The organism is Pseudoflavonifractor sp. AF19-9AC (genome assembly GCF_003478995.1).
Lineage (GTDB): Bacteria > Bacillota > Clostridia > Oscillospirales > Oscillospiraceae > Lawsonibacter.
The window spans coordinates 140,018-163,660 of sequence record NZ_QUGI01000005.1; the positions used below are offsets into that span (position 1 = coordinate 140,018).

Sequence of the window (23,643 nt, forward strand, 5' to 3'; positions counted from 1 at the left end):
GACCGAAGGCAGGACAACTATTTGGAGTGGTAATTCTTGGCCGCGGCAAGGGGATGGGCCTTATTGGGGCGATTCTCCGGGCCTTGCCCGAAGAATCCTTGATAAAACCCCTCCGGCCCCTCCCTTCGGGAGAACCGCCGGAGATGGGGAAAAGCCGCCCCGCGTCGGGGACAGTTACTTTTGATGGAAGGTCTTGGCCGCGGCGATAAATTCCCGGAACAGGGGGTGGGCCTTGTTGGGGCGGCTTTTCAGCTCCGGGTGGAACTGGACGCCCACAAACCAGGGGTGGTCGGCAAGTTCCACCATCTCCACCAGCCGTCCGTCGGGGCTGAGGCCGGAGAGCACCAGACCGGCCTGGGTGAGAGTCTGACGGTAATCGTTGTTGAACTCATAGCGGTGGCGGTGGCGCTCGCTGATCTCCTCCTGGCCGTAGGCCCGGTAGGCGAAGGTGTCCTCCCCGGTGATATGGCAGGGGTAGGCCCCCAGACGCATGGTGCCGCCCTTGGCGGTGACCCCCCGCTGGTCGGGCATCAGGTCGATGACCGGGTGGGTGGTGGACTGGCTGAGCTCGCTGGAGTGGGCGTCCGCCATGCCGCACACGTGGCGGGCAAACTCAATGACCGCCATCTGCATGCCCAGGCAGATGCCCAGGAAGGGGATCTTCTGCTCCCGGGCATAGCGCACGGCGGAAATCTTGCCCTCGATGCCCCGGTCGCCGAAGCCGCCGGGCACCAGAATGCCGTCCACACCCGCCAGCAGCTGTGCGGCATTTTCGTCGGTGACCTCCTCGGAATTCATCCAGCGGACCTTCACCTTCACCTCATTTTCAATGCCGCCGTGAGTGAGGGCCTCGGCCACGGACAGGTAGGCGTCGTGGAGGGCCACGTACTTGCCCACCAGGGCGATCTCTACCTGGCCCTTGGGGTGCTTGGCCCGGTGGACCATGGTGGCCCACTCGGTGAGGTCGGGCATGTGGCAGATGAGGCCCAGGCGGCGGACCACCACGTCGGCCAGTCCCTCCCGCTCCAGCATCAGGGGCACCTCGTAGAGAAGGTCGGCGGTGAGGTTGGGAATGGCGTTTTCCACCGGGATGTTGCAGAACAGGGAGATTTTTTCCAAAATGTCCTTGGGCACCGGGTAGTCGCTGCGGCAGATGATGACGTCGGGCTGAATGCCCAGGCTCAAAAGCTCCTTGGCGGAGTGCTGGGTAGGTTTGCTCTTCAGCTCGCCGGTGCCGGGAATGGCCACAATGAGGGAGACGTGGACGAACATCACGTTCTGGCGGCCCCGCTCGGCGGCCACCTGGCGGATGGATTCCAGGAAGGGCTGGGACTCGATGTCGCCCACCGTGCCGCCGATCTCCACGATGGCTACGTCGGTGTCCGGGGTGTCCAGGGAGTAGATGCAGCGCTTGATCTCATCGGTGATGTGGGGGATAATCTGGACGGTGCCCCCCAGGTAGTCGCCCCGGCGCTCCCGGTTGAGGACGTTCCAGTACACCTTGCCCGAGGAGACGGAGGAATGAATGGTGAGATTTTCGTCAATAAACCGCTCGTAGTGGCCCAGATCCAGGTCGGTTTCCGCCCCGTCATCGGTGACGAACACCTCGCCGTGCTGGTAGGGGCTCATGGTGCCCGGGTCCACGTTGAGGTAGGGGTCCAGCTTCTGGACCTTCACCCGCAGGCCACGCTGCTTCAGCAGGCGCCCCAGAGAGGCCGCTGTAATGCCCTTGCCCAGGCCGGATACCACACCGCCGGTGACAAAAATGTACTTTACTGCCATAATTTGATCCCTCCGTTGTAACTGTGGTGGTTGGGTATTAGTATGGGTACAAGCCCTGAAAAAAACACCGGGCTATTGTACGCGGAACATAGGGGAGTCGTCAAGGAAAAAGTGAACAAAAATAAAAAATCCCGGTCTGCCCTGTGACAGGGGGCAGGGAGCAGGCGTTATACAGACAGAAAGGGGGAGAGGCCATGGACGCAGCGGAGCTGTTCCGCCGTTACGGAAACCGGGTGTACCGGCTGGCCTGGAGCTACACCGGATGCCGGCAGGATGCGGAGGATGTGACCCAGACGGTATTCCTGAAGCTGCTGGAGGGGCGGGCCAGGCTGGAAGAGGGGAAGGAACGGGCCTGGCTGTTTCAGGTCACGGTCAACGAATGCCGCAGCCTGTGGAGAACGCTGTCCCGGCACCGGTGTGAACCCTTGGAGGAAGCGGCGGAGCTGGCCGCGCCGGAGGAGCAATCCATGCTCAGTGCGGTCATGGACATGCCGGCCAGGGACCGGGCCGTGCTGTACCTGTTTTATTACGAGGGCTATTCCACCCGGGAGGTGGGGGAGCTGCTGGGGATTCGCCAGACGGCTGTGACCACCCGCCTGCAGCGGGCCAGAGAGAAGCTGAAAAAACAACTGGAACAGGAGGGGACGTCCCATGAGACAGGAGTATAATCGAGCCATGGACAAGGTTTGCCTGTCCGACGAGGCATGGGAACGCATGGAGCGGATGCTGGAGGGGCGGCAGACCCAAAAACGCGGCCCCGGCCTGCGGAAAAGGTGGCCGGTGGTGCTGGCCGCGGCGGCGGCCGCACTCTTAATGGGCGGAACCGCCCTGGCGATGGCCTATCAGACTGGGGTGCTGGACCTGTTTTTCCAGGGGGACACCAGTGAGCTGGAGCCCTATGTACAGACAGAGCTGGAGCATGCGGAGGATGGAAACTATCGGCTGACCGTGGACAGCAGCCTGTTTGACGGAGAGGTGCTTTATGTGACTGCCACGGTGGAGGGGCTGAACGACCAGGCGACGGAACAGCTGATGAGCGGGCAGGTCATTCTGGATTATCTGCAGAGCAAATGGGGGGCGGAGCACGGAAAAGAGTGGATGGAGCGGGGAGGCTGGGAGCCGGATCTGTTCCAGGTCCGGCTGGAGCGGGGAAACCATGTCTCCACTCTGGCGGCGGACAGCTTGCCCAACCCCTCTGAGCGCAGCCGCTCCTGGATTTTGCGCGTGACGCTGACGGGACTGGACCATCCTCAGACAGAGCCTGTGACGCTGCGGGTCAACTTTATGGCGGAGGGAAGCTATGTCTCCATCCCCGTTGACCAGATGCCCCAGGTCATTCAGATCCCCGTCCAGCAGGAGCTTCTGGAGGACCCGTCCAGCGGGGAACTGCTCTATGTGGACCATCTGGAGCTGAGCCCCATCCGCTTTACCTACGAGGGACGCTATCCAGACGCCCTGCAATATAAGCTGCCGGTCACCTTCCGGATGAAGGACGGCCGGGTGCTGACCTGTGAGGAACTGGGGCTGGAGCTGGCCGTCTGTGACGTGCCCGGCCCGGCGGATGTGCGGGGCCGGGAGCTGGCGGAAATTGTCTATACCACCAGCTCCACCATAGATCTGACCCAAGTGGAATCCGTCATCCTGAGCGGGACGGAGTTCCCTCTGGAGTGAGCCTGAGCCGGGGAAAACGCCCGTCGGTGGACAGGTTAAAAAACGAGACAGGCGCCCCTGGGAGATCCTTCTCCCGGGGGCGCCTCTTTGCGCACAGATTATGGAATTGGAATGACAGGGGTGTAGTCGGGGGAGGGGTGAAGCTCCACCCGGGCGTCCCACTGTTCCTGAGAAATCTCCGGCCAGGTCTCATAGGAGCCAACCGGGAGGAAAATGAGGGTGATGTCATCGGACAGGCCGTGGACCTGGCAGAAGTAGTGGGATTTTTCCACGTCCCAGGGGTTCCGGGCCCACCATACGCTGAACTGGAAGCGGTCGGTGGGCAGCACCAGCGTGTCGGCGCCGGTCTCCCGGGCCTGGGCGATGAGCTCCTCCTGCAGCTGGGTGCACCCGTTGATGGTGGGACAGGGGAGCCCCCACCGCAGCATCAGCCCCACCAGCATCACCGTGGGCACCGCCCAGCCCCAGCGGCAAAAGAGAACGGGCTGGGCCAGATCCACCGCGATGATAATCAGCAGGATCATGGGGAAGAAGAAATGGCGGTAAACCAGGGAGGAGGTGAAGGCCAGGGGGAGCAGGGACAGGGGCGCTGCAAAATAGAGCAGCAGCCAGCGCAGCTTGACTGACCAGTCCGTCCGGTTCACCAGCAGCGCCAGCAGGGGCAGGGACCAGGAAATGCAGCTGGCGATCCAGCCCGGACGGGAGATGATGACCTGTGTTTTCAGGATGACCAGGTTATGGATCACCGGGAACAGAGCCAGCACACAGGCGGGACGGCAGGGGCTGTTCCAAAAGCCCAGGAAGACGATGACGGCCAGGGGCCAGGCCAGATAGGGACCCAGGTCAAAGGCCCGGGGCAGCAGCTCGCCCAGGTACTGGCGCAGGATGCTGTACACCACAGCGACCAGCCCATCCTCCAGGGAGAAGGACAGCCTGCGGTAGCTGTTCACCGCGTTGCCCGTGGACATCAGGTCGGTCATGATGGCGTTGGAGAACATGAGGTAGGCGGCGATGAGGGATCCGGCCAGCATGACCAGGGAGAGGGTGCGGAAAAAGGGGTCCCGGAAGGACAGCAGGAGCATCAGCAGACAGGCCCCCACAAAGAGGAGGGTCAGATTTTCCAGGAACAGCCCCAGGACGACCGTGTAGGCGAAGAGAAATACGCTCCACACGGCCAGATGGGTCCGGGTCTGATCGGCCCGGCGCAGCAGCAGAAGAAGGGCCAGAAAGCCCACTGTGGGCACCACAAAATTACCGAAGGCGGACACCCAGAAGAAGGTCTCCCGCCAAATCATGGAGGGGACCAGCAGCATGCCCGCGTTGCAGGTGATGAACAGGACCAAAATCCGCTCCTCCCGGCCCCGGGCCAGCAGACGCGCCATCAGGTAGGGCACGATGAACAGTCCCAGGCCGATGGACAGGGTCTTCAGCAGGACGGAGCGGGTCAGCACCACCGCCACCAGATTGCCCACGTACCGGCCGTTGAGCATACCGCTCAGCCACCATTCAATGCCCATGTCCATGCTCCACTGCCAGTCATCCAAAGGACTGTAAAACACGGTATGGCCAACATAGAGGTCGAAAATCAGCACGCACGCCAGGAAGACACGGCGCAGGACGGTTCGTTTTGCGGTCACAGCAGTGAACGCTCCTTTCACGCCCTCTGAAGCGGGGCGGTGTTACGGCAGAGAGGGCACAAAGTCCTTGGACGGGGTCAGCTCTGTGCGGTTCTCCCAGGCCTCGTCGGAAATCTCAGGCCAGGATTCATAGGTGCCGGGGGGGAGGAAAATCAGGGTGATGTCATCGGGAATGTGGTAAAAGCGGCGGAACCAGTCGGCGCTCTCCACATCCCAGGGGTTGCGGAACCACCACACCACCTGGCTGTAGCGGTCGGTGGGCAGCACCAGGGGGGAGGTATGGTTTTCGATGCTCTGGGCGATGAGCTCGCTGCGCAGATTGTTGCAGGACAGGACCTCGCCATAGCGTCCGCCCCACATGGCCATCAGGGCCACCGTGCCCGCGGCCACCAGCAGGGTGATCTCCCGCCGGGCCAGCAGAGGACCGGCGGCGCGGGCCGCGGCCACCAGCAGCATCACCAGGGGGAAGAGGAAGATGCGTCCGCCCCGGGTGTTGATGGCCGCCATGGGGGCCAGGGACAGGGGAGCGGCCAGATAGAGGGCCAGGGAAAACAGCTTTTCCGGCCAGGAGGTCCGCTCCAGCAGCAGGGCCACTCCGGGGAGGAACCAGCAAAGACTGCTGGCCAGCCAGAGAGGAATGGGGGCCTCTCCCGCCGCGCACCACCAGCCGCACACCAGGGGAACCACCCCCAGCAGGGCCAGAGGCCGCAGGGAGGAGCGCCACAGGGCGCAGGCGGTGATGATGGCACAGGGCCAGGTCAGGTACATGCTGTGGGACAGGGCCAGGGGAAGCAGGGCGGCCAGATACTCCCGCACCACGGTCAGACCGGCAGCCCACAGTCCGTCCTCCAGGGAGAAGGTAAACTTGCGCAGCTCGTTGAGGGCGGAGCCGGTGGACAGCATGTCCATGAAGATTTGGTTGAGGAACATGGGGACCACGGCTGCCGCGGCGCCCACCAGGCTGGCCAGCGCCAGAAGGCGGCCCCGGCGGAGCAGCAGCGCCCGCAGGACCAGCAGCAGGGCAAGCCCCAGATTGAGAAGGGTCTGGTTTTCCAAAAACAGGCCGCTGGACAGGGCCATCAGAAACAGACCGGCGGCCCAGAGCCCCTTGTGGGCCTGAGCGGTCTCGGCCCGGAGGATGAGCAGCACCCAGCACAGGAAAAACAGAATGGAAACAACATAATTTCCAAAGCCGCATACCCAGCCGAAGACGTCCTTCCAGATAATGGGAGGCATCAGCAGCAGCCCGCCGCAGCAAAAGAAGTAGGCAGGCAGCAGGGGGAAGCCTTTGCCCCATCTGGCTACCAGGGCCATGAGCAGGGGGAGGGAAAACATCCCAAGGCCCATGAGGAGGGTCTTCACCAGGAAAGAGCGGCACAGAATGACAGCAAAGAAGTTGCCCACATACCGCCCGTTGAGCAGTCCTCCCAGCCACCACCGAAGCCCCTCCTCCATGCCCCACTGCATGTCATCCAGGGGGCTGTACGGGGTGGCGTAGGCCAGGAAGAGAAAAAACACCAGCGCTCCGCCCAGAGCCAGCGGCACGGCGGGGGAGCGGCGCATATGGTTCATCGGTGATAGAGTTTGTTGCTCTGGTACTGGGGCTCACAGGTGAGCTGCAGGCCCAGCTTGCGGTAGGTGACCTCGTCGGCGGGGGAGAGGATGACCGAGCAGTGGGCCTGGCAGCCCTTCAGCTGGGCCAGCACCTTCAGAGCCTCAGCGGCCTTGGGCTCCAGATTGGCGGAGGAGGCCAGGGCAATGAGCACCTCGTCGGAGTGGAGGCGGGGGTTGTTGGAGCCTAAGTACTGGACCTTGACGGTCTGGATGGGCTCGATGGCGCTCTGGGCAATGAGGTGGACCCCATGTCCGCCGGCGCCGGAGAGCTTTTTCAGGGCGTTCAGGAGGGCGGCGGCGGAGCAGCCCATGAGCTCGGAGGTCTTGCCGGTGACGATGGAGCCGTCCGAGAGCTCGATGGCCATAGCGGGCTCGCCCGTCTCCTCGGCCAGACGGTTGGCCTCGGCCACCACGGGACGGATCTCAGGCGTCACCCCGGCCTGCTGCATGAGAAGCTCCAGCTTGTACACCGTGCAGTCGCTGCCCTTGCCCTGGCGGCGCTCACACAGGGCGTCGTAGTACCGGCGGACGATCTCCTGGCGGGCGGCGGCCTTGCAGGCCTCGTCGTCGGTGATGCAGTTGCCCGCCATGTTCACGCCCATGTCGGTGGGGGACTTGTAGGGGCAGGCGCCGGTGATCTGCTCAAACATGGCGGCCAGCACGGGGAAGACCTCCACGTCCCGGTTGTAGTTGACGGTGGTCTCGCCGTAGGCCTGGAGATGGAAGGGGTCGATCATGTTCACGTCGTCCAGGTCGGCAGTGGCCGCTTCATAGGCCAGGTTCACCGGGTGCTTCAAAGGCAGGTTCCAGATGGGGAAGGTCTCAAACTTGGCGTAGCCGGCCACGATGCCCCGCTTGTGCTCATGGTAGAGCTGGGAGAGGCAGGTGGCCATCTTGCCGCTGCCCGGGCCGGGAGCGGTGACCACCACCAGGGGATGGGAGGTCTCGATGTAGTCGTTCTTGCCGTAGCCCTCGTCGGAGACGATCTTGGCGATGTTGTGGGGGTAGCCCTCGATGGGGTAGTGGCGGTAGACCTTCACTCCCAGGGCCTCCAGTCGCTGCTGGAAGGCGTCGGCGGCGGGCTGACCGGTGTAACGGGTGACCACCACGCTGCCCACGTAGAGACCGCGGCCCCGGAAAATGTCGATGAGGCGCAGCACGTCGCTGTCATAGGTGATGCCCAAATCGCCCCGGACCTTGTTCTTCTCGATGTCGCCGGCGTTGATGGCAATGATGATCTCCGCCTTATCCCGCAGCTGCTCCAGCATACGGAGCTTGCTGTCCGGCTCGAAGCCGGGCAGCACCCGGGAGGCATGGTAGTCGTCAAAGAGCTTGCCTCCAAACTCCAGGTACAGCTTGCCGCCGAACTGGGCGATGCGTTCCCGGATGTGCTGGGACTGCATGTGCAGATATTTCTCATTGTCAAAGCCAATTTGAGACATAACAAAACCTCCCGAAACAAGATAGAAGGCAGCGCTGCGGAGGGAAACGCGGGGCGCTGCCAAAAAAATCACCAAAATATTTTACTCTCCCCCGCCCTCTACGTCAAGAGCGGAGGGAGAGAATCTTTCCAATCAATCCAGCTCAGCCAGCTCAAACACGGCGGCAGGCAGCACGTCGGCCAGGGCGGTGAGCAGGGGAGAGAGACCGCCATCCCGCTGGACAGCGGGGGTGCTGACGGTGGCACGGGGGTTCAGCGGTCCGGCGGGGAGGGAGATGAGGGTGACGGGAGCGCCCTCGCCCCACTCCACCAGCATGGTGCCCCGGTGGAGGGCCACAACCCTCCGCACCACGGACAGGCCCAGCCCGGCTCCCGCGCCGGCGGCGGGGATGTTCTGGTCGGAGTCCTGCTGGAGCAGGGAGGCCAGCTGCCGCCGGGAAGGGGCGCCTGCGCTGTCGGACAGGGTGAGCAGCACCCGTCCGCCCTGGGCCTTCAGGTGGAGGTGAATCTGTCCCCGGCCCACGGCCCGGGCAGAGTTGGCCACCAGCTCCAGCACCATGTACCGCAGCAGGTCCCCGTCGCCGGGAATGAGCAGGGAGGCGTCGGTGCAGGTGTAGTCCAGCTCAATGCCGCCCTGGAGAAGCAGCGGAGCGGCCTCCGCCACCGTCTGGCGGCACAGACCGGCAACGTCCAGCGTGCCGGTGGGAAGGGCGGCGTCCTCCTGGTGGAGATACTCCAGATTCCGCAGCAGGCGGAGCATCCGGTAAAAGGTCTTGCGGAAGGGGGCGCTGGTGGCCTCCGCGTCGGTCTCCACCAGCAGCTCGCCCATAAACTGGCGGAACTGGCGCATGGCGCCGTCCAGCTGCACGTCAGTGACGGCGGTCTGGGGTGCGGGGCGGAAAATCAGCAGCTGGCCCTGCTCCAGAGGCGTATTGGTATAAGAATAGGTGCTGGTACCGGCCGAGAAAAGGCCGCCTCCCGACAGGGCGGACTGAGGCAGGCAGTCGGGAGCCAGGTGTCCGGCCTGCAGCTGGGGCAGATAGTGCAGTGCCATGGGGCTGAAGGCGGACACAACCCCTTCGTGAATGAGAACGGCGGCCTCAGACAGGCGGTCCAGCAGCGAAAAAATTGCTTCAGACATACAGTTCCTTCCTTCCGGACACTGGTCCGGCGTGGCGTGGTGTAAATGGGTTTCGTTCTGTCACTTAATATGTACAAAACAGAGGGGAAGTTATCTGGAAAACAGTATAGCAAAGTTTGCTGTCGCCAACAAGCGAAAAAAGGGAGAAAGAACCGGAAGAGATAGAAAAATGTCAGGGGAAAGAAGAGCGCTGACCAGGAGATCGGCGGAATAAAAGCGCCCTTAGGCGGGAAAAATGGACGGGCAGAAGGGATAAGCCCGGGCTTCCTTTGCGGTATGGCTAATTTTGCACGAAAAAATTGATGAATTCTGGAAAAAAAGCTACTTGGAAAATCGGTAAAAACGGGGTATAATACAGACTGAACCCAATCAAGAGACGCAAATACTTGATTATTGTGAAAAGGAGAAATTCAACATGAGCATCAAAGTTGGCATCAATGGCTTTGGCCGTATCGGCCGTATGGTGTTCCGCGCCAGCCTGAATCATCCTGAGATCGAGATTGTCGGCATCAACGATCTGTGCCCCGCCGACTACCTGGCTTACATGCTGAAGTATGATACCATGCACGGCAAGTGCGAGGCCGAGGTCAGCTACACCGAGAACGCCATCGTGGTCAACGGCAAGGAGATCCCTGTCTCCGCCGAGCGTAACCCCGCCGACCTGCCCTGGGGCAAGCTGGGTGCTGAGTACGTTGTGGAGTCCACCGGTCTGTTCCTGACCAAGGAGAAGGCTCAGGGCCACCTGGACGCCGGCGCCAAGAAGGTTGTTATGTCCGCTCCCTCCAAGGACGACACCCCCATGTTCGTCTGCGGCGTGAACCTGGATAAGTACACCTCCGACATGAACTTCGTGTCCAACGCCTCCTGCACCACCAACTGCCTGGCCCCCATCGCCAAGGTTCTGAACGACAAGTGGGGCATCAAGGACGGCCTGATGACCACCGTGCACTCTGTTACCGCTACCCAGAAGAGCGTTGACGGTCCTTCTCTGAAGGATTGGCGCGGCGGCCGTGCTGCTACCGGCAACATCATCCCCTCCTCCACCGGCGCCGCCAAGGCCGTGGGCAAGGTTATCCCCTCCCTGAACGGCAAGCTGACCGGTATGTCCATGCGTGTTCCCACCCTGGACGTGTCCGTCGTTGACCTGACCGTTAACCTGGAGAAGCCCGCCAAGTACGAGGAGATCTGCGCCGCCATGAAGGAGGCCTCCGAGGGCGAGCTGAAGGGCATCCTGGGTTACACCGACGAGGCCGTCGTGTCCTCCGACTTCCTGGGCGACACCCGCACCTCCATCTTCGACGCCGACGCCGGCATCGCTCTGACCGACACCTTCGTGAAGGTCGTGTCCTGGTACGACAACGAGATCGGCTACTCCAACAAGGTTCTGGAGCTGATCAAGCACATGTACTCCGTCGACCACAAGTAATTTGATTCCAAAAAGCTGTTTTACAACTTTTTAAATCAATAAAAGACAAAGACACTCCTTTTCCGACGCTTCGTTGGGAAAGGAGTGTTTTTTATGGAAAAAGAAGTGTGCCGCAAAGGGATTCCCTCTGCGGCACATTTCTTTTATAGAACTTGTTCTTAGATGTGAAACATGCTGTGGCTGAGACAAGATCGGGGAAGGGGTGCAGCGGGCAGATGGGCTCAGCCTGCCGCCAATCTAGACCCCCAAAAGACGAGCGGGATTCCGGATGGTCATAAGATCCAGTTCGGCGGGCGTAATGCCTTCCGCTTCCATCAGACTGCGGAACAGGGCCAGGCCTTCGCCGGAGGACTGCCGTCCCAACTGTCCCAAGTCGGTGGTCATAATGGTGTGCTCCGCCCCCACACCCCGGATGTATCCTGCCACCTGATCCGGGGTCTGCCCATCAATTGGCATGAGGGCATAGCTCTGTTCCGCATATACCCCATCCAGAGCGGTGAGCGCGCGGATATCATCCAAGGACAGCCGGGTGGTTTCATAAGAGGGGTGGGTCAGGATGATTTTTGTGACGCCAAGGCTGTGGGCCAGGGGAACCAGGTGGAAGACCTCGTCCCGGGAGATGTGTCCTGTGGCCAAGATCAGATCCTGGTCTGCAATGATGCGCAGGAGTTCCTTTAATGGCTCCTGAACATCCCGGGCTGTAATGGAAATAGGGGGGACCTGATCCACCGGGGTGCCGGTAATGATGCCTCCGGTCCATTCAGGGGGGATGTCATACTGTTCTCCGTCTGCTTTCCGCACCGCCAGGTGCGCAGCGGCATGGACTGTGGGCATCCAAACGATCTTAAGCATCCCCATGCGCAGAGAGCCGCGCAGGGCAAAGGGGTTCAGTCCCCCCACGTAGTGATTGAGCACCAGCGCGCCATATACATTGTCAAATCCCTGCTCCCGGGCCATTTGTGCAAAGGGCGCGGTGGAGAAGTAATGGCTTTTCAGCACCGCGCCGGACATCCCGTCCCGGCGCAGCTCTTCCCCGGCCCGGAGCGCATCACACCGGCGGGGAATCACCTCTGGCCCCACGTGAAAATGGAGATCGTATCCGCCGTTCATCGCGCCGCCGCCTTTCGGTCGCTCTGGCGGTTCACTTCCTCCAGATAGCCGTGGAATTTCTGGACGGTTGCCGCAGAGGGCTTGGGCGTTGCCCGACTGACCAGGAAGAAGACCAGCAGATTGCATACCAGCCCCCAGAAGCCGCTGGACAGACCCAGGGGTGTTTTGATGGCGGGGACGTATTGGGTCAGGATGACCACAATGACGCCCACGATCAATCCGCTCAGCGCGCCCAGCCTGGAGGCGCCCTTCCAGTACAGGGCACCGATAAGGGAAGGCAGAATCTGCAGGCAGCCGCCCAGGGCAATGGTGACGATGGTGGTGATCAGGGCGCTGGAGTACTGACTGAGAATCAGGGCAGCGGCACTGATGATTACGATAAAGGTCTTGCCGGAGAACAGTGCCTGCTTATCCGAGGCGTCCGGCTTGAATCCCTTGTAGAGATCGACGGTAAAAATGGAGGAAGCGCTGTGCAGCTGGGAGTCCGTGGAGGACATAGTGGCCGCCAAAGCGCCGGCCATGACCAGACCCACCAAAATGGGAGAGGCGTACTGGGTCAGCATCATGGGAACCACCTGATCGGCGCTCTCCAGGTTCGGCATATAGACCACGCCGGAGAAGGCGATGATCATGATGGGCACGTAGAAGAAGATCAGATAAATGGGAGTGGTAACCGACAGCCACTTCAGGGTTTTGGGATTCTTTACCGCAAAGAAGCGCTGGAAGGAAGGGGGATAAATGGAGATGCCGAACAGAGAGATGAAGGAAGTCATATAGGTGGGCCAGTATTCCGCGGGGATCAGTACCTTTTCCGGGTACTGGGTCGCCATGGTCTGCATCAGATTGCTCCAGTTCATGCTGCCGCTGGTGCGCACCAAAATGACGCCGCCGGCAATCCAGATCATGACGATCATCAAAATGCCCTGAACGGTGTCCGTCCAGGCGACGGCCTTAAAGCCGCCCAGCAGAATGTAGCTGATGATAACAGCGTACAAAATGACGCAGCCCAGAAGATAGGAAACCCGCCCCTCGGTAATGGTCTGGAAGATGATTCCGCCGGCCGCAATCTGGGACTGGAGATAGGGAATCAGGAAAACCAGGCTGACCACAGCCACCAGATAGCGAAGAGCCTTGCTCTCGTAGTAGTCGCCCACCAGTTCGCCCTGGGTCATGTAGTTATACTTCTGTCCCAGATACCATGTGGGACGGCCGATGATGTAAATCATCAGGGGACTGACCACACAGGAGGTAAAGGTGGCAAAGAATTTGATGCCGGAGGAGTACATCTGACCTGCGGCGCCAATAAAGGCAAAGCTGCTGTGGAAGGTCGCTACATAAGTAAAAAAGGCCACAAAGGCACCCAGGGAGCGGTTGCCCACAAAGTAGTCCTGCAGGGTGCTTTCCCCTTTTGTCCGGGTGAATACGCCTACCGCGATGACCAGGGCGCAATAAAGCGCCACAATAATCAGAATAATCTGCCAGTTGTCCATATCCATATCCATATCCATATCCCCTCTCAATCCCGCATAGCCTTCCAGGCCAGCAGTACGCCGGCCAGAATCAGCAGCGTATAGGCCACCCAAAAGTAACATACGCTAAAAGGCAAACCTAAAATATACGGTTCCAGTTTGTTAGATGCCCAGGCGCCAATGGGGTAGTTGACCAGGGCAAAGGCCAGTACCCAAATAAGGACGTAAATGGCGCGGCCCTTTCGATTTTGTTTCATAATTCTCCTCCTTGCATTTACACACTATCGATTTAGCACACTAGATAAATAGTGAACTAAATTATAAGGCGCGTGAAGAGAAAATGCAAGGAAAATTGCAGCTGAAATAAAAGTTTTTGCAACCTTACATGAAAAGGCGGAATTGCTTGTGCCGCCATTGTACATAGAGCACGAAAAATGTCTGGAAATCTGGAAATGGACCGATGGTGCAGAGCAGAAATGGGCGGAAGAGTTTACCCAATCATGGGGGAGCGGATGCCCATCCGGCACATGAAGCCGAAGGGTTTATGTGATACGGTTCCCAAATGCAGCTGCCTTTGCAGCAGGGGCGGAGGGCCTGTATTGTGGAAAAAATGCGGCGGGAGACTTGCGCAGACGGATGGAGCAGGGTACTATTACTTTATACGACAAACAGAGACCGGCCTTTGGCCGCACCAACGATGCTTGGGAGGAGAAGCCTATGAAAAAAATACCTGTGGTGATGGACGTGGACACCGGGACGGATGACGCTATCGCTATCATCTGCGCCCTGATGAGCCGGAACCAGCTGGACATCAAAGCCATCACTGCCGTAGCTGGAAATGTTCCCCTGTCCGCCACCGCCTCCAACACCCTGAACATTGTGGACCTGTTGGGGCACACGGATATCCCCGTGGCCAAGGGGGCGGACCGGCCCCTGAAGCGGGAGCTGCAGTGCTCCGTCTCCCACGGGGCCACCGGCTTCGGCGACGTGGTGATTCCCGCCTCGGCCCGGCCCTTCTGTGAGAAGGACGCCGCCCAGATGCTCCACGACATCGCCGTGGATTGCGCCGGGGAGCTCATTTACATCGGCACCGCTCCCCAGACTAACCTGGCCACGGCTCTCCAGCGCTACCCCGATCTGGTGGGGCTCATTAAAAAGGTGTACCTCATGGGCGGGTGCCTGGTGGGGGGCAACACCACCCAGGCCTCAGAGTTCAACGCCTATGCCGACCCGGAGGCCATGCAGATTGTCTTCCGCTCCGGTCTGGACGTGACCATGGTGGGTCTGGACGTCACCCTGAAGACGGCAGTGCCCATGTGGGTCAAGGAGGCAGTGGAGCGGGTGGAGACCCCCGAGGCCCAGCTGGCTTCCCAGGTCATCGACTTCTGCCTGCGGCGGAACAAGGAGTGGGGCTATGACGAGGCCAACCTCCATGACGTGGTGGCCTTCTGCGCGCTGGTGAACCCCTCGGTGCTTACCTTTAAGAAGTACTACATGGATGTGGAGACGGAGGGCACCATCACCCGGGGCATGACGGTGGCGGACTTCCGGGATGTGTGCCCGGACAAGGAAAAGAACGTGTGGTGCGCTGAAGACATTGACCTGGGGCGATTCTGGCGGTGGTTTGTGGACCTGTTCCAGACCTACGAAAAGAAATAAAGAGACCAAAAAAGCGGCCCTGTCTGGCAAAGACAGGGCCGCTTCCCTTTGTGGAAAACCCTCTGGAGTGAGGTAGCTGTTTGGAGAATGGGCGGGGGAGCTCGAGGGGGCAGCCGCCCGCCTCGAATGAAATCAAATTCCCCGCATTCCTTGTGCAACAAGGGATGCGGCGAGCTAAGCGAGGACTTTTTCGCCCCATCCCGGGCGAAAAAGTAACGGAATTCTGGCTGTTAAACAGCCAGAACGGCCCTGTCCGGGAAGGACAGGGCCGCTTGCTGCTTTCAGCGGGCCAGATGGGGGCGGAGGACCTCCAGAACCTGGTCGGCCTCCTGGGTGGTGTTATAGCCGTGGATACCCATACGGATGAGGCCGCAGCGCAGGGAACAGGCAATGTCCCGGCCCCGCAGGTACTGGTAGGTCTGCTGGGGGTCGGGGGTGGAGAAGGAGACGATGGTGGAGCGGGTGTCATCCCGGAGGACGCAGGGGGCCAGGTCGGCGCCCAGCTCCTTCAGCCCGTCAATGAGGTAGCCGCTCACCTGCCAGGCCTCCCGGCGGATGGCCTCAAAGCCTACCTGGTCCATCAGCTGCAGGGAGGCGTGGAGGCCTGCGATGCCCGGGGCATTGGGCAGACCCAGCTCAAACCGGGCGGCGCCCTCCCGCCAGTCCAGGCAGTAGTCCACCGAGTCCACGTCAATTTTTACGCTGTCCGCCCCGGCAAAGGGGGGCTCCAGCTCCCGGGCCAGATCCTCACGGACGTAGAGGAAACCGGTAGAGAAGGGGCCCAGCAGCCACTTGGAGGCCAGACCCGCCAGGAAGTCGATGTGGAAGCGCTTCACATCCATGGGCATGACGCCCAGGGACTGGGCACAGTCCACAATGAGGTAGGCCCCGTGGGCCTGACACCAGCTGCCGATGGCCTCCAGGTCAGTGGCAAAGCCGTCGGAAAATTCCACGCTGCTCACCGTCACCGCCCGGGTGCGGGCGTCGGCGTACTGCTCCAGCCGGTCCACCGTCAGTCCGCCCCCGTCGTTGGGGATGATCCGGGCCTCCACTCCCTTGGCCTTCTGCAGCCGCAGCCAGGGGTAGACGTTGGAGGCAAACTCCCGGTCGCACAATATGACGTTGTCCCCCGCCTGGAGAGGGAGGGAATTGGCGGCGGAGTTGATGCCGTAGGCCACATTTTCCGTGAAGGCGATCTCCTCCGGGCGGCTGCCGATGAGACGGGCCAGGAGCGCCTGGCAGGCGGGGAAGACCCGGGCGGCGTACTGATAGTACTTCATGGGCATGGCCTGCCGCAGCTCCATGCAGGCGGTCATGGCCGCGGTGACCTCCGGGGCCACCGGGCCCATGGAGGCGTTGTCAAAAAAGATTCCGTTCTGGGTGGTCTGGGAAAAGTGGCTGCGGAATGTGTCCAGTGCCATAGAAAAAACCTTCTTTCTGCCCCGTGGGCGAGGGAAATAAAAAACGGCCCGTCCCATGCCGGGGCACGGAACGGGCCGAAGGGGGAACGAAACTTATTTGCCGGCCAGGCTGGGAGTGGCGCCGAAGATCTTTCCGGCAACGGCCAGCACACGGGGGGCCACAATGTAGATGCAGATGATGCTCACCGGAGCAACCAGAGCATTCTGGAACAGGCGGGTGGGCAGCAGCACCAGATAGGCCTTGTTCATCAGCGTGGTCAGCCAGTAGGTCTGGAGCAGCACGCTGCACAGCAGAGACTCGGTGATGACGCACAGAGAGACGCGGGGGATGGTGATGGGCTTACGGTAGAGGAACAGGCCGTAGATGAGACCGCTGAGGAAGGCGGTGGTGGCCATGGGAGGATAGTAGCCGTAGGGGCCCAAGGCAGCGATGAGGAAGTCGCCCATCACAGCGGCGGCGGCACCCCACAGGGGACCGTAGAGCATGCTGGTAATGGACAGGGGCAGGAAGATGAAGCCGATGGTGACCAGGGGGAGCTTGATGGAAAAGAACATGCCGGCCACGACCTGGGCTGCCAGCAGCATGCCCATCATGGCGATTTTTTTGGTAGTGACGCTCATAAATGTACCCTCCGAACAAAAATTTAAGTGGCTGCGGGGATGAAGTGGGGAACGGGGGCGCTACCAAAAGACAGGCATAAAAAAACCTCCCTTTTATGTAAGCGCGGCTACATAAAAAGAGGCGTCAAGCGGCAAATTCTCGTTATGTAGCAATGGGATGCGAGCCTTGTATCGCTAGCTCAAAGCTATTCGTCCCACCGTCAACTCCCCGTTCGGCGGGCACTGGATACCAATGGGTATGATACGCACAAGGTCCTACTCTGCTAGGGATTTCGGAGCTCTGCCCCGAAACCGGCTACATTATATCATAACCTTTAAAAATTACAAGAGGGGCGGAGAAAAAACGCAGGAATTAAATCGGAAGGGGGACTGCGCCTGCGGAAATAAGGGTAAGGCGGGGGTTTTTCTGCACAAAAAAAGGCGGCCTCTCCGAGACCGTCTTTTTTGATGGAAAGCGGGGGTTGAGAGGGGGCTCAGCCGTCCAGACGGCTGGCCACTTCCTCCAGATAGTTGCGCTCCACCTGCTCCAGCTTGCCGGCGTCGAAGGCGGCAGCCAGGCTGGGGTCGATGGGCAGACGGGCCAGCACCGGGGTCTCCAGCTGGGCGGCCACCTCGTCCAGATGGCTCTCGCCGAAGATGGAGTGGCGGCTGCCGCAGTCGGGGCACTGGAAGTAGCTGTAATTCTCCACCAGGCCCAGCACGGGGATGTTCATCATCCGGGCCATGTTCACCGCCTTGGTGACGATCATGGACACCAGGTCCTGGGGAGAGGTGACCACGATGACGCCGTCCACAGGCAGGGACTGGAACACAGTGAGGGGCACGTCGCCCGTTCCCGGAGGCATGTCCACGAACATGTAGTCCACGTCGCCCCACACCACGTCCTGCCAGAACTGGGTGACTACGCCGGCGATGACGGGGCCGCGCCAGATGACGGGGTCGGTCTCATTGGCGGTGAGCAGGTTCAGGGACATGAGCTTGATGCCGCCGGCGGTGACGGCGGGGTCAATGCCCTCGTCGGTGCCGGTGGCCTTCTCATGGATGCCGAAGGCGGTGGGGATGGAGGGACCGGTGATGTCGGCGTCCAAGATGGCCACCTTGCGGCCCTTGCGGGCCATGGCCACCGCCAGAGAGGCGGTGACGGTGCTCTTGCCTACGCCGCCCTTGCCGCTGACCACGGCAATGACGCGGGTGATGGAGGACTTGGCATTGGCCGGGACACGCATGTCCCGGGAGGAACAGTCAGCACTGCAGCTGGAACAGTTGTGGGTGCAGCTTTCAGACATGAAAAGGCATCTCCTTTATTCATTCCCGGAACATCCGGGAGCTTCTTACCAAAGTATGAGTGTAATGGTTTTTCTTCCCCTCGTCAAGGGATTTTCCGCCGAAACCAAGGCGGCTCAGCGCACCAGCGTGTTTTCGGTGGGGATGTCCTCACGCCCCTCCTGGGTGGAGAAGTAGTAGGAGAAGATCTCCGCCGCCATAGCGCCCAGCTCAGAGCCGCTGCCGCCGTGCTCCACGGCGATGGCCATGGCGATTTCCGGGTCGTCATAGGGGGCAAAGCAGACGAAGACGGCGTTGGACTCGGTCTGGGCGCTGACCTGGGCGGAGCCCGTCTTGGCGCCCACCTGGACCGGAAGGTCCTGGAAGTACTTGGCCACTGAGCCCTCGGTGGTCAGGGCCAGCATGCCCGCCTTCACCGCGTTCAGGTTTTCGTCCTGAATCTCAATGGTCTCCACGGCCTCCGGCTCGTAGGTGTAGAGGATCTGAGAGAAGTCGCTGGACTTGACCTCCTTGAGCAGGTGGGTGGAGTAGCGGGTGCCGCCGTTGACCAGAGTGGCAATATAGTTGGCCAGCTGGATGGGGGTGACCTGGGTGTTGTCCTGTCCGATGGCCACGTTGAGGATGTTGCCCTCGTACCACTTTTGGCCGAGGGCCTCAGACCGCTCGGGGCTGCCCACGCCGCCCACCTTTTCCGGCAGCTCAATGCCCGTCTCCTGGCCCAGGCCAAAGCGGGTGGCGTAGTCCACCAGGGTGTCGATGCCCAGCCGGCGGCCCACGTCGTAGAAGAAGTAGTTGCAGGAGACCTCGATAGCCTCGGAGACATCAATGAGGCCGTGCTTCTGGCCGTACTGGCGGTAGTACCAGCACTTGGGCTGGGGGCTGGACCAGTAGGTGTAGATACCCTCGTCCCGGATCTTGGTGTCCGGGGTGATGATGCCGGTCTCCAGAGCAGCGATGGCGGTGATCATTTTAAAGGTGGAGCCGGGAGGATAGAGACCGTTGAGGGCCCGGTTCACCAGGGGATTGAGGGGGTTGGAGGAGTTTTCCTTCCAGTCCTGGGAGAAGGTGGCCAGGGAGTAGGTGGGGTAGGAGGCGGAGGCCAGCACGTCGCCGCTGTCCACATCCAGCACCACGCAGGCGGCACCCTCCACTTCCTTACTTTCCAGATTGGGCAGGGACTCAGCCAGGGTGTCCTCCACCTTCTTCTGCAGGTCGATGTCGATGGTGAGCACCACGTTGTCTCCGGGCTCCGGCTCGCTCTGCCAGGCCTGGGAGACCACCTTGCCGCTGGTGTTGCGCTCCACAATGCGCTCCCCGGAGGTGCCCCGCAGGTAGGACTCGAAGGCCAGCTCCACGCCCTCCTTGCCCACGGTGTCGTCCATCTGGTAGTCGGCCTTGCCGTCGCCATCCTCGTCCAGGTTCTTGTAGTGATCCCACTCCTCCTGGTAGATGGGGCCCACCCGGCCCAGAATGTGGGCGGCGTAGTCGGTGTGGTACTGGCGGACGGTGGCCGCTTCAATGACCACGCCGTTGAGGCTCTTCTCCTTCACCTGGGAGATAAAGTCGATGTCCACGTCTTCGGCAAAGATATAGGGGTTCCAGGTGATTTCCTGGGTGCGCAGGGTGATTCCGTACACCACCCCGGCCAGAGCCCGGGCCTCCAGGGGGTCCAGGTCGCCGATGTTCAGGGTGGGCACCGTCTCGCCGGCTTCCTCGGCTTTCTTCCGGTCCACGGCGCCCTCTCCTTTGATGGAGAAGCTCTCACACATTTTTCCCAGCAGCTCTTCCGCCGAGAGATAGGTGGGAGGCGTGTCATCCTTGACCGTGGCCGGAGTGGTCTCCGGGGTGGGGTCGCTGCCGGTGAGGAAGGCCTTGATTTTATCCCACAGCCCCGGCTCCTTGGGGGCGGCGGGCTCCTCCTGGGTCTCCTCGGTCTCCTCCGCCTCCACGGTGGGGTCGGAGATCCACTTCATCTTCACCGCCAGCTTGCCCAGCTGGGTGAGCGAGCGGACCGTGTTCCCATCCTCATCGGTGGAGGTGGTGTAGTAGGGATTCTCCGTGGTGAAGGTAAAGGGCTGGGTCTGGGAGATGGGCAGGGTATCCGTCCACTCTACCCCTTCCTCCCGGCAGATGGCCAGCAGGGCGGAGAGGGTGTCGTTGCGGCACTGCTCCGGGGTGCGGCCGTCCTCCGGGTCGGGGCTCTTCTTCAGAAGGTCGGGGTCCAGGGTGACCTGATAGACCACCTCATTGGAGACCAACACCCGGCCGTTCCGGTCCAGAATCTGGCCCCGGGCGGCCTCCACAGTCTCGGTTTCGGCGATTTTATATTGGGACTGGCGGTAGTAGTCCTCGCCGTTGTTGATCTGCAGATCATAGAGGGCGGAGCCCATTCCGGTGAGAAGTAGGGCCAGGAGTACCACCACCGCGCACAGACGGCGGGAAAATTGCTTGGGATCCATAAACGGAGCACCTCCTTACGAGGGGAAATGGGTCAGGCCAGCTTGGTCCCGCCCACGCGGCGGAAAATGGCCCGGAAGAGAACGTAGATGATGGGAGTCCAGAGCATGGTCAGCAGCCATTCGGGGACAGCCACCTGCAAAAGGGCGGGCAAATGTGCCAGGTCGGCCAGCAGAAGGCGGAAAATCTGCTGGAGATCCAGTAGGGCCACCACCCCCGCGGCACACAGCATGCACCCGGCCAGGGACTGGCTCAGCACATACTGGCACAGGGCGCCGGAGGCCATGCCCAGAAGGGACAAAAGGAACACCCGGCTGCCGTAGCCGCCCGGGTAGGCCAGCGCCCACAGAAGGCCCACCCCCATGCCGAAGCCGGCCCCGGCGTGGGCGCCCTCCAGAACGGCCACTGCCACCACCGCCACCGGCAGCAGAATGGGAGTGGTGCCGAAGAGGGGGAAGCGGGGGAGAATATAGGCGTCCAGCAGCCAGATGGGCACAAGGCCCAGGGTGTAGATCAGCCATTTGTGCATCAGGTCCCGTCGGGTCAAGGGAGGACCTCCTCTCGGAAAACTGGGGTGGAGCGGTTATTCCACAATGTCAAAATCCTTGATGACGAACACTTCAATGAGGGAGCTGAGATCCACGTCGGGGGTAATAACGGCGTAGCGGGTCATGCCGGAGGGGTCGGTAAACACGCCCTCCACCCGGCCCACCACCAGGCCGGAGGGATACACGTCTCCCTTGCCGGAGGTGAGCACCTCGTCCCCGGAGACCAGCTGGGCCCCCTCGGGCAGGTAGTTGAGCTTCAGCTTGCCCTGGCTCATAAGGGAGAAGTCTCCCTCCAGCACGCCGGCGGAGTAGGTGCGGGTGACGATGCCGCCCATCTCAATGTCGGTGTTGATGACGGTGGAGACGGTGCACCAGTTGGTGCCCACCTCGGACACCACGCCCACCAGCACCCCGGTCTCCGTGATGACGCAGTTGCCCGCGGCCACGCCGGCGGCGGAGCCCTTGCTCAGGGTGAGGGTGGACTCCCAGTTGGAGTTGGAGCGGGCGGTGACTCTGGCGTTTTCAAAGACAAAGTCCTGACGCTGCTGCTGCAGCTTCAGAAGCTCCCGCAGCTGCTCGTTTTCCCGGCTGTCCTCCTCGCCCTGGCGGATCTGTTCCTCCAGCTGGGACACCTGCACGCGGAGATCCTCCAGCTCCTGCTGCATCTCCCCGTAGCGGAAGACGTAGTCGGATACGCCGCCCGCCCAGTCCAGCACCGCGGAGATGCCGCCCCGGATGGGGGAGGTCACCGCCTGCACCACGTTGGAGAGGGGATTGGCACTGCCGCCCAACAGCACGGAGCTCAGGGTGATGACCAGAGACAGCAGCAGGGCGATGGCCAAAAGCCATATTCCGTTTTGACGCAGAAAGTTTTTCACCTGGCTTACTCCTCCCTGGGGGCACCGGCCAGAAGGTCCACCCCAAATTCCACCAGCATCCGGCCCAGCCGGCACACCGGCAGGCCAACCACGTTGCAGTAGTCCCCTTCAATGCCCTCCACCAGCAGGGCCCCAAGGCCCTGGATGCCGTAGGCCCCGGCCTTGTCCATGGGCTCGCCGGAGCGGACGTAGGCGTCAATTTCCGCCGGGGACAGGGGGCGGAAACGAACCTGACTGGCCTCGTGCTGGGTGAGGATCTGATCACCCCGGCGGACGGTGACTCCGGTGTACACCGTGTTTTCCCGACCGGAGAGGCGGGAGAGCATCTCTTTGGCGTGGGCCTCGTCCCGGGGCTTGCCCAAGATCTGGCCGTCAATGGACACCACCGTGTCGGCGGCGATGATCAGGTCCCCGGGGTCCGACCGCCCGGCCACCTCCTCCGCCTTCTGACGGGAGAGGGCTTCCACCAGCTGGGCGGGGGTAAGGCCGGGGTCGGCAATCTCCTCCCCTAAGGCGGGGCGGATGGTAAATTGAGTCAGGCCCATCTGGTATAGCAGCTCCCGCCGCCGGGGCGACTGGGAGGCGAGAATGATGGCCATGGAAACACCTCTTTGTGTGAAATGTGGGACTCAGCCCTCCAGATGCACCTGGTCCGGGCCGTCCTCCAGACTGCCGCACACCCGCAGGCTGTGTTCCCACTGGTAGTCGGCGTCGTGGAACCAGAATTCAAAGGAGCCGTCGGCCCAGACCTGGATGGATTCCGGTTCCAGCCGTCCGGCCAGCTCCTCCGGAGAGAGATCCAGCATTTCGTCCTCCAGTCCTTCATACTGGATGGGAAGCTGCTCGGCGGCGTAAGCCCGTACCCGCTTGTCCCAGTCCGCCTGGGCGGACATGAGGGACCGGCCGGTCTCCTGGGCCTTCTTCATCTCCTCCTCGCTCCCCCGGTCGTACACCAGCTGGATGGACTGGCCCTGCCAGTCCACATCGGCCTGGAACCAGTTCACCGTGCGGTTGAGCACAAAAGTGCCCAGGTCGGCCACATACAGGCTGACCTCCTGGGTCTGCTCGTCCAGAATGGCCTTCAACTCCGGGTCCATCACCGGACTGGGCAGGCCCACAAGCAAAAAGCGGTTGTCCCCCATACCCTGGCGTACCCGGGCCTGGATGATGGAGTCCGGCGGGGCCAGACGGCGCAGATAGGTGAGCAGCTTGTCGTCCGCCAGGGCCACCAGACCGGTGTCCTCACGGTGGATGGGGCCGCCGTCCTCCCGCCAGGCGGTGAGGGGCAGGGTGACGGTGCGGTACTCCTCCCCCACGTCCTCCTCGCCGCCGCCGAAGCCGTTGGCCCCGGTGACGGCCAGAATGTCGAATTCCTCCTGCCAGAACTGGGCGCCCAGCGCGGCGGCCTTGGGGTGGCGGGAGAGGGCGGCCTCCCGGACCTCCTCCTGGGGCTCCTGCTTCTTTCCAAACAGTTTGAACATGGT

Annotated in this window: 20 protein-coding genes and 1 riboswitch; of the genes, 4 read left to right on the plus strand and 16 right to left on the minus strand. The window is 61.7% G+C overall.

Annotated features, from left to right (window positions below; genetic code table 11):
- Positions 1 to 174: 174 nt before the first annotated feature.
- A complete protein-coding gene (locus tag DWX58_RS09910; protein ID WP_118643456.1) occupies positions 175 to 1,782 on the minus strand; it encodes a CTP synthase in 1,608 nt (535 codons plus the stop codon).
- A 194-nt stretch (positions 1,783 to 1,976) separates the two neighbouring features.
- Between DWX58_RS09910 and DWX58_RS09915 the strand changes: the two genes are divergently transcribed.
- Positions 1,977 to 2,450, plus strand: a complete 474-nt coding sequence (locus DWX58_RS09915; RefSeq protein ID WP_118643458.1) for a sigma-70 family RNA polymerase sigma factor — start codon at positions 1,977 to 1,979, stop codon at positions 2,448 to 2,450.
- Positions 2,434 to 3,453 carry a DUF4179 domain-containing protein gene (locus DWX58_RS09920; protein WP_118643460.1) on the plus strand — a complete coding sequence of 340 codons (1,020 nt, stop codon included), beginning with the start codon at positions 2,434 to 2,436 and terminating at the stop codon, positions 3,451 to 3,453. The genes DWX58_RS09915 and DWX58_RS09920 overlap by 17 nt, the downstream gene beginning before the upstream one ends.
- Positions 3,454 to 3,551: 98 nt before the next feature.
- Here DWX58_RS09920 and DWX58_RS09925 read toward each other — a convergent pair whose 3' ends face one another.
- The 4 genes from DWX58_RS09925 to DWX58_RS09940 all read right to left on the minus strand — a co-directional run bounded on the left by DWX58_RS09925 (position 3,552) and on the right by DWX58_RS09940 (position 9,286).
- On the minus strand, positions 3,552 to 5,090 hold the full coding sequence (locus DWX58_RS09925; protein WP_118643462.1) for a hypothetical protein: 1,539 nt from the start codon (positions 5,088 to 5,090) through the stop codon (positions 3,552 to 3,554).
- Positions 5,091 to 5,132: 42 nt separating this feature from the next.
- Positions 5,133 to 6,662, minus strand: coding sequence for a hypothetical protein (locus tag DWX58_RS09930; RefSeq protein WP_118643464.1), 1,530 nt, complete (start codon positions 6,660 to 6,662; stop codon positions 5,133 to 5,135).
- Positions 6,659 to 8,146, minus strand: a complete 1,488-nt coding sequence (locus tag DWX58_RS09935; RefSeq protein WP_118643466.1) for a DUF1846 domain-containing protein — start codon at positions 8,144 to 8,146, stop codon at positions 6,659 to 6,661. The genes DWX58_RS09930 and DWX58_RS09935 overlap by 4 nt, the downstream gene beginning before the upstream one ends.
- Before the next feature lie 132 nt (positions 8,147 to 8,278).
- Complete coding sequence (locus tag DWX58_RS09940; RefSeq protein ID WP_118643468.1) at positions 8,279 to 9,286, minus strand: ATP-binding protein; 1,008 nt, start codon at positions 9,284 to 9,286, stop codon at positions 8,279 to 8,281.
- A gap of 415 nt (positions 9,287 to 9,701) precedes the next feature.
- Here DWX58_RS09940 and gap point away from each other — a divergent pair, with 415 nt between their 5' ends.
- Positions 9,702 to 10,712 carry a type I glyceraldehyde-3-phosphate dehydrogenase gene (gene gap, locus DWX58_RS09945; protein WP_118643470.1) on the plus strand — a complete coding sequence of 337 codons (1,011 nt, stop codon included), beginning with the start codon at positions 9,702 to 9,704 and terminating at the stop codon, positions 10,710 to 10,712.
- A gap of 237 nt (positions 10,713 to 10,949) precedes the next feature.
- Here the strand turns inward: gap and DWX58_RS09950 are convergent, their stop codons facing one another.
- From DWX58_RS09950 to DWX58_RS15130, 3 genes are read right to left on the minus strand one after another with little or no spacing between them, the layout of a single operon-like run.
- Positions 10,950 to 11,822, minus strand: a complete 873-nt coding sequence (locus tag DWX58_RS09950; RefSeq protein ID WP_118643472.1) for a DUF6282 family protein — start codon at positions 11,820 to 11,822, stop codon at positions 10,950 to 10,952.
- Complete coding sequence (locus DWX58_RS09955) at positions 11,819 to 13,324, minus strand: sodium:solute symporter family protein (protein ID WP_158579252.1); 1,506 nt, start codon at positions 13,322 to 13,324, stop codon at positions 11,819 to 11,821. The genes DWX58_RS09950 and DWX58_RS09955 overlap by 4 nt, the downstream gene beginning before the upstream one ends.
- A gap of 14 nt (positions 13,325 to 13,338) precedes the next feature.
- Positions 13,339 to 13,548, minus strand: a complete 210-nt coding sequence (locus tag DWX58_RS15130; RefSeq protein ID WP_147382260.1) for a hypothetical protein — start codon at positions 13,546 to 13,548, stop codon at positions 13,339 to 13,341.
- A 460-nt stretch (positions 13,549 to 14,008) separates the two neighbouring features.
- On the opposite strand from DWX58_RS15130, the gene DWX58_RS09960 reads away from it, so the two are divergent.
- Positions 14,009 to 14,950 carry a nucleoside hydrolase gene (locus tag DWX58_RS09960; RefSeq protein WP_158579253.1) on the plus strand — a complete coding sequence of 314 codons (942 nt, stop codon included), beginning with the start codon at positions 14,009 to 14,011 and terminating at the stop codon, positions 14,948 to 14,950.
- Positions 14,951 to 15,231: 281 nt separating this feature from the next.
- On the opposite strand, the gene DWX58_RS09965 is transcribed toward DWX58_RS09960, so the two are convergent.
- The 8 genes from DWX58_RS09965 to DWX58_RS10000 all read right to left on the minus strand — a co-directional run bounded on the left by DWX58_RS09965 (position 15,232) and on the right by DWX58_RS10000 (position 23,640).
- Complete coding sequence (locus DWX58_RS09965) at positions 15,232 to 16,371, minus strand: aminotransferase class V-fold PLP-dependent enzyme (RefSeq protein ID WP_158579254.1); 1,140 nt, start codon at positions 16,369 to 16,371, stop codon at positions 15,232 to 15,234.
- Positions 16,372 to 16,464: 93 nt separating this feature from the next.
- A complete protein-coding gene (locus DWX58_RS09970) occupies positions 16,465 to 16,992 on the minus strand; it encodes a folate family ECF transporter S component (protein ID WP_118643480.1) in 528 nt (175 codons plus the stop codon).
- Between the two features lie 148 nt (positions 16,993 to 17,140).
- A riboswitch (THF riboswitch) is annotated at positions 17,141 to 17,257 on the minus strand.
- 208 nt (positions 17,258 to 17,465) lie between these two features.
- Complete coding sequence (locus tag DWX58_RS09975) at positions 17,466 to 18,278, minus strand: Mrp/NBP35 family ATP-binding protein (protein ID WP_118643482.1); 813 nt, start codon at positions 18,276 to 18,278, stop codon at positions 17,466 to 17,468.
- A 114-nt stretch (positions 18,279 to 18,392) separates the two neighbouring features.
- Positions 18,393 to 20,735 (minus strand): penicillin-binding transpeptidase domain-containing protein, encoded by a 2,343-nt coding sequence (locus tag DWX58_RS09980; RefSeq protein WP_118643484.1) that lies wholly within the window; start codon positions 20,733 to 20,735, stop codon positions 18,393 to 18,395.
- A gap of 32 nt (positions 20,736 to 20,767) precedes the next feature.
- Positions 20,768 to 21,280 (minus strand): rod shape-determining protein MreD, encoded by a 513-nt coding sequence (locus tag DWX58_RS09985; RefSeq protein WP_118643486.1) that lies wholly within the window; start codon positions 21,278 to 21,280, stop codon positions 20,768 to 20,770.
- A gap of 36 nt (positions 21,281 to 21,316) precedes the next feature.
- On the minus strand, positions 21,317 to 22,159 hold the full coding sequence (mreC, locus tag DWX58_RS09990; RefSeq protein ID WP_118643488.1) for a rod shape-determining protein MreC: 843 nt from the start codon (positions 22,157 to 22,159) through the stop codon (positions 21,317 to 21,319).
- Positions 22,160 to 22,164: 5 nt separating this feature from the next.
- A complete protein-coding gene (locus DWX58_RS09995; RefSeq protein WP_118643490.1) occupies positions 22,165 to 22,758 on the minus strand; it encodes a Maf family protein in 594 nt (197 codons plus the stop codon).
- Positions 22,759 to 22,788: 30 nt separating this feature from the next.
- Entirely contained in the window at positions 22,789 to 23,640 is an 852-nt protein-coding gene (locus DWX58_RS10000) for a DUF2262 domain-containing protein (RefSeq protein ID WP_118643492.1), read from the minus strand.
- Positions 23,641 to 23,643: the final 3 nt, after the last annotated feature.